Source organism: Okeania sp. SIO3B5 (assembly GCF_010692555.1).
In the GTDB taxonomy this organism is placed as follows: Bacteria; Cyanobacteriota; Cyanobacteriia; order Cyanobacteriales; family Microcoleaceae; genus Okeania.
The window spans coordinates 1-5,699 of record NZ_JAAHHG010000603.1; the positions used below are offsets into that span (position 1 = coordinate 1).

A 5,699-nucleotide genomic window follows, 5' to 3' on the forward strand; every position below is an offset into this window, starting at 1 on the left:
CTATCAGTAGATTGACTACCATACTGAACTCTGTAGGGTTTTTCCTGTTGTATCATTTGAAGTTCTGTGATGGTTAAGATGGTTATCTTTTCTGCGAGGGGGATGATGTCTTCATATGTACAGAACCCACTACTCTGTACATCTACCCATTTACCATTTTGGTTAGAGCCTATCAGGAATATTTGGCTCTTCTTTGGATGACGCAGTTTAATAAATAACTTAGAACTATGTTCATCTTTCCATCACTCCCTTTTGCTCCTAGAGGATTATTCCTATCCTTTTTGGCTACTTTTAGGGTCTGCTTACCACCATTACTATTACTAGCTATGGTGTGACCTACCGTTCTTCATGACGGATTACTCTACAAGGGTATGGGATGAAGAACCCATAGGGAAGTGGGCTTCCCAGTTCAAATGACCAGTTCAGGTCGCACAATGAGCGCCAAACATACTAACACCACTTAAATTTGAATTACTGAAGTCACTTTTACGCAAAATAGATTTAGTAAATGAATCATTAGTTAAGTCTCGACCAGAAAAATCAACACCCACTAATATTTGCTTGTTATACTCATCAGCTAGAGTGAATGTCGAGTTAGTAAATGTTAAGGCAGTTATTGCCCCAATAGTAATGAGATATACTATTAGTGAAAAGACGAAGTTGACTAAAATTTGGGAAGTTTTTTGTTGTCTAAAATTCATACTAATTCTGTCTAATTTATTCCAGGCAGTCCATAACCATAATAAGAAGAATAAACCAAAATGACCTTTTCTTCATCTAGGAAATCTGCTTCTTCCTCAAAAATTGACAGAGGTATCTTGGGAGAAGATTTAGTGGCAAAATGGTTAACTCAAGAAGGTTGGCAAATACTCCATCGACGGTGGCAATGTCGCTGGGGAGAGTTAGATATTATTGCCCTGAAAACTTCTCCTTTGGAAGATAAACCAGCTCAAAAATTTCCAATTCTAGTTTTTGTAGAGGTAAAAACTCGTAGTCGGGGTAACTGGGATAAAAATGGTTTACTGGCAGTTACAGAAACAAAACAAGCCAAGTTGTGGCAAACCGCAGAAATATTTTTGAGCGATCGCCCAGAATTAGCAGATTGTTCTTGTAGATTTGATGTAGCTTTAGTCAAGTGTAATTATACTCAAAAAGATTATCTTCAATCTAAATTTCTATCATTAGAGGAGCAACTATCTAAGTTAACTATTAAGGTCGGACATTCTGTAGAATTAGCAGGTTATCAACTTGTGTTGCAAAATTATATTCCTTCTGCTTTTATTTCTGCTTCCGATCTGGACTAAACTTATTTTAAGTGGCGTTGTTGAATAACAGTATGATTTTTAGTAGTGAGTAGAGTTTTGACACTCGCCCGTTAAATCAAAGATTATAACGGGAGTCCTCTTTGACATACTCCCGACGTTGCGCTAACGCGACATGACGATGACGATGACGAACGCGGGATTCTTCAGTCAGAAAAAAAAGCTGACTGCTGTTTATACAGAGGTGATGTCCTCCCCCTGTGTTTAGAACAATTAAAATCTATTTATTTGTAATTTTCAATAGCTATAAATGCATATACTACAATATAAGATGTATACTACAAAGAGAAAATCCCCGATGAACAAAACAGATAGCGCCCGGCTTTCCCATACGGCGCTCCCCTCCGGGAGAGCACGGGACTTCCCGCCGGGGGAGTTAAACAACACTGATAGATTTTTTTTCAATTAATTAGGGCTTGCTTATTAAATCTAAAAGTCTTTAAATATAGAGGTTTTACCCTTTTTAAGTATCAAAAAGTGCGAGGTTTTAGGTGGTAATGGTTCAATTAGGAGCGGATTTAGGGCAAGAATTGGGCAGAAAAATATTGGGACAAAACTTAGCTCCTACCTCCTCGCTTATTCCCATTTCTCCTGTCTTCTACCTATACTAAAAGACTTTTTCAGCAAACCCTAATTAGCCAAATCGTAATTCTAAATACCTGTTATCTCAACGTTGGTTGAAAACCCGCGCTCTCCCGAAGGGGAGCGGAGAGATGGGAAAACCAATCAATTTTGCGGTTTATGCCAATAGTGTGTTATAGTTAAAAATTTGCTGCTGGGCTAGCACTGTCAGTCTGTGGAGCGCGCCTTTAGACCGAAAAGACGCTTGAACTTGGAGGCTGGTGCATTGTTAGCGCAGATACTCTGCAAGAAGCAGCAGAAATACCTAAGAGCGCGATGGTTAGGAATCCCGCGCTGTCTCGTAGAGTAGCGTCGGGAGGATGTCAATAAGTAGGGTCTTAACCCCTCGTATAAATCTGGACAAAGCCACCCAAAGGTAGACATAATTAGGGCTTGCTGATTAAATATAAAAGCATTGACATATTAAAGACAAGTGCCTTTTTGGGGTTAAAAAAAGTACCTGGTTTTCAGCTCTTCATGCTCATGCATGGAGCGTATTTTAGGCGCATAGTTAGGCAGAACAATCTTGGGACAATTCTTTCTACTACCTCTTCGCTCATTCCCCTAACTCCTGTCTCCTGTCTCCTACCCCAGCAAAAAGACTTTCCATACGCAAACCCTAATTAGACATCTACATTTTTGACTACTCCCCGCAGCTATTGCCGATAGGACAACTAAAGTTGTCTAGTCTAAACGACTCCCTTGTTTTCATCCCCCGGTTAAAACACCTATGCTTTATAAACATCTTTCTTAAGATAAAACTTGACAAAACAGATAAGTTATGTATAAGCCTCTCGAAGGCTTTTTTGGGAGAAAAGTGTATTGAAAAATACATTTTTTTGAGAACTGCAGACAGGATTTTTCCTCCCCATCCCCCCATCTCCCCATCCCCCCATCTACAGGGTTTCAGGAGTTCCTTATAAGGGATAGGTTAAAACACAGGGGCTTTCAACGTCGCTTTTCGGTAATTCGTAATCTATTTTTGATGATGTTTGTAGGCTGGAATGAGAAACCACATTTAAATTATAAAGAATAAATTAAATGTGTCTTAGTCCTGTTGTACCCGTACTAATATTATTACCGTACAGGTGCAAATTAAAGTAAGAGTAAAACTATAAGCTCAACCTAAAGTTTCGGGACAATACCCTAAACCCTTGACAAATTGGGTACGAAATGCTTCTATTTCATCTCGATTTGGTTGGCCATGAGACACTACTGCTACCTGATAGCGTCTCATGACACTTAAAGGTGATTGTCCAGTCTCTAAACCCCACAACGCCATTCTGATACGGATATCAGGCTCATAAGGTATTCCTAATTCATTCATAAAAGCCCGAAAATCTCCATGTTTTTCAGGAGCCAAGTAGTGACTCATTTTTATTTTTACTACCCAACCATCAATTTGATGAATCACAGTCATAAATTGAAGCGGTAGTTGATGAGTAATGCATAGGTATTCAACTACTCTTAGGCAGAGGCTAGTATTTGCTATAAAGTAAAGGTATTCCATCTCAATCTAACTATTACCGCTGAAAACTACTGCTTTTCACTCGGTGTAACCTCTAAATCTTTTGCTACTACAGAGGAAAAATTAAAGGTAATGAAAAACGGTTGTAGGGAGCGGGGCGGATGTTGCCGCTTCCCAGTTAATAAACTAGGTGTATGTTCTAGAATGTCTAGAGTTTTGAACTAGACTCTCCATCTGTTATTTTTCACTACAGATATATCTGCTCTACACTCTGAAAATTAATTCTGTACTTATATACTCTATATTTTCTCTTAATGTGTAGCATATCACTAGGGGAAAAGTACCCTAATTTATCTGGGGGATTTTACCCAATTATTAGTTATATATTAGTAATATGACTGAGGTTGATTGGTCTATTGATGCTTATGACTATGAACTGCCCCAAGAGCTAATTGCTCAAAACCCTGTTGTCCCCAGGGATATTTCTCGTTTAATGGTTGTAGATTCACTTACACATCATAATTGTACTTTTAGGGATTTACCAGATTTACTCCAACCAGGGGACCTACTGGTTTTGAATAATACTCGTGTTATTCCTGGGAGGCTTTATGGCCACAAAACTACTGGCGCTCGGGTAGAAATATTGTTGCTCAAACCAGTGGAAAATGATTGTTGGCTGGCTTTAGTCAAGCCTGGTAAACGTTTTAGCAATGGTACAACAATTGAATTTGAACCTAATTCATCTTTTGGCTGTGATTATAAGTTGCAGGCAAAAGTATTGTCAACAGATAGAGAAACTGGTGGGCGTTTTTTACAATTTAACTTACCTCAAGGAATTTCTTTAATGGAGTTGCTAGACCAATTTGGTCATGTGCCCTTCCCACCTTATGTTACAGACTCACAGGCTTTCACAGAACAATATCAAACTGTATATAGTAAAGTTTCAGGAGCGATCGCTGCCCCTACTGCTGGTTTACATTTTACTGATGAATTACTAGAGAAACTAGAACAAAAAAATATTAGACTAGCTTTCATCACACTACACGTTGGTCTTGGTACATTTCGGCCAGTGGAGACTAAAGACATCACTAACCATGATATGCACGAGGAGTGGCTTGAAGTTTCGTCATTAGTTGTAGACAAAATTAATCAAACAAAATCTCAAGGTGGACGTATAATTGCCGTGGGAACAACAGTAGTTAGAGCTCTTGAGGGAGCAGCACTAGCTAATCAGAAAAATAGTAGTAGTGATAGTAGTAGCGAGGAACTTTCTATCTCACCATTTTCTGGTTATACCAATATATTTATTTATCCTGGCTACAAGTGGCAAATAGTAGAAGGTCTAATCACTAATTTTCATCTACCACGCTCCAGTCTGCTGATGCTTGTAAGTGCAATGATTGGTAGAAAACGTCTTTTAAACTTATATCAGGAAGCGATCGCCACAAAATATCGCTTTTATTCTTTTGGTGATGCAATGTTAATTTTGCCACCTGCTAGGATAAATTAGTGTAGTAGTTGAAAATATTTTGAGAATTGGACATTCAATCCCCAATTAAATGTCGCGATTCCCCTCCCATTATAATCTCCGATTTAACGGGAGGGGAATCGCGACCTGCAAAAAAATGTAAAGTAACAACAATTATAGAATAATTATTGTTATCAGGAGTAGCGGTAATACCCACCTGAAAGCAGAACCGAGACAACTCAAAATATGGGGTTCAACTGGTGAAGTCCTAGGGCGTGTCATCAATTAGAGAGGTTGACAAAATGGGTGTTGTATGTTCTAGGTCGATAGCGATCGCTATGCTAATAAAATGACCGAGGCTACCTTTAGGAATTCCTCCCAGGAAGTTAACCGAACGCTTATCGTATCTAGTAGCGATCGCTCTATATTGTTTGAGTTTGGCAAAGAAATTTTCTATTCATAGACGTGCTTGGTATAATATCTCATCGTAATTACGAAGTTCTTTTCGGTTTCTTTTTGGAGGAATCACTACTTCTATTCCTCTCTCAGTTAAAGGCTCTATCACCCGCTCCTGAGCATCATAAGCTTTATCCGCTAATACTGCTTCCGCTTCTACCATCGGTAATAAAACATCTGCCCCATCCAAGATTGAAGTTTGAATAGTAGTTAAAAATGCTAGGAGTGGGATTACCTAGAGCAGTTATAGTCGATGGGAGGTATTATCCTCCGCACCTCTACTTCAGAACCGGACGTGCGACTTTCACCGCATCACGGCTCCTAGCAATCTGTGGTAACATCTCAGTTAGAGACAAAATCCGTT

The 5,699-nt window shown here is 39.0% G+C and carries 5 protein-coding genes; 2 read left to right on the top strand and 3 right to left on the bottom strand.

Translation table 11 applies throughout. The features are described 5' to 3' along the window. Positions 1-422: 422 nt before the first annotated feature. A complete protein-coding gene (locus F6K54_RS39160) occupies positions 423-701 on the bottom strand; it encodes a pentapeptide repeat-containing protein (protein ID WP_293089627.1) in 279 nt (92 codons plus the stop codon). Between the two features lie 60 nt (positions 702-761). Between F6K54_RS39160 and F6K54_RS39165 the strand changes: the two genes are divergently transcribed. Beyond that, the gene (locus F6K54_RS39165; protein WP_293089629.1) at positions 762-1,304 is read left to right on the top strand and encodes a YraN family protein; all 543 of its coding nucleotides are present in this window, start codon (positions 762-764) and stop codon (positions 1,302-1,304) included. 1,759 nt (positions 1,305-3,063) lie between these two features. On the opposite strand, the gene F6K54_RS39170 is transcribed toward F6K54_RS39165, so the two are convergent. Continuing rightward, positions 3,064-3,453 carry a hypothetical protein gene (locus F6K54_RS39170; RefSeq protein WP_293089631.1) on the bottom strand — a complete coding sequence of 130 codons (390 nt, stop codon included), beginning with the start codon at positions 3,451-3,453 and terminating at the stop codon, positions 3,064-3,066. Positions 3,454-3,805: 352 nt separating this feature from the next. Here F6K54_RS39170 and queA point away from each other — a divergent pair, with 352 nt between their 5' ends. Continuing rightward, a complete protein-coding gene (gene queA, locus F6K54_RS39175; RefSeq protein ID WP_293089633.1) occupies positions 3,806-4,921 on the top strand; it encodes a tRNA preQ1(34) S-adenosylmethionine ribosyltransferase-isomerase QueA in 1,116 nt (371 codons plus the stop codon). 415 nt (positions 4,922-5,336) lie between these two features. Here queA and F6K54_RS39180 read toward each other — a convergent pair whose 3' ends face one another. Next, the gene (locus tag F6K54_RS39180) at positions 5,337-5,525 is read right to left on the bottom strand and encodes a transposase (RefSeq protein WP_293089635.1); all 189 of its coding nucleotides are present in this window, start codon (positions 5,523-5,525) and stop codon (positions 5,337-5,339) included. Positions 5,526-5,699 lie beyond the last annotated feature (174 nt).

Excerpts from the sequence above, each read along its gene's own strand:
- F6K54_RS39165 (WP_293089629.1), top strand. The coding sequence starts at position 762 with ATGACCTTTTCTTCATCTAGGAAATCTGCTTCTTCCTCAAAAATTGAC.
- F6K54_RS39160 (WP_293089627.1), bottom strand. The coding sequence starts at position 701 with ATGAATTTTAGACAACAAAAAACTTCCCAAATTTTAGTCAACTTCGTC.
- queA (WP_293089633.1), top strand. The coding sequence starts at position 3,806 with ATGACTGAGGTTGATTGGTCTATTGATGCTTATGACTATGAACTGCCC.
- F6K54_RS39170 (WP_293089631.1), bottom strand. The coding sequence starts at position 3,453 with ATGGAATACCTTTACTTTATAGCAAATACTAGCCTCTGCCTAAGAGTA.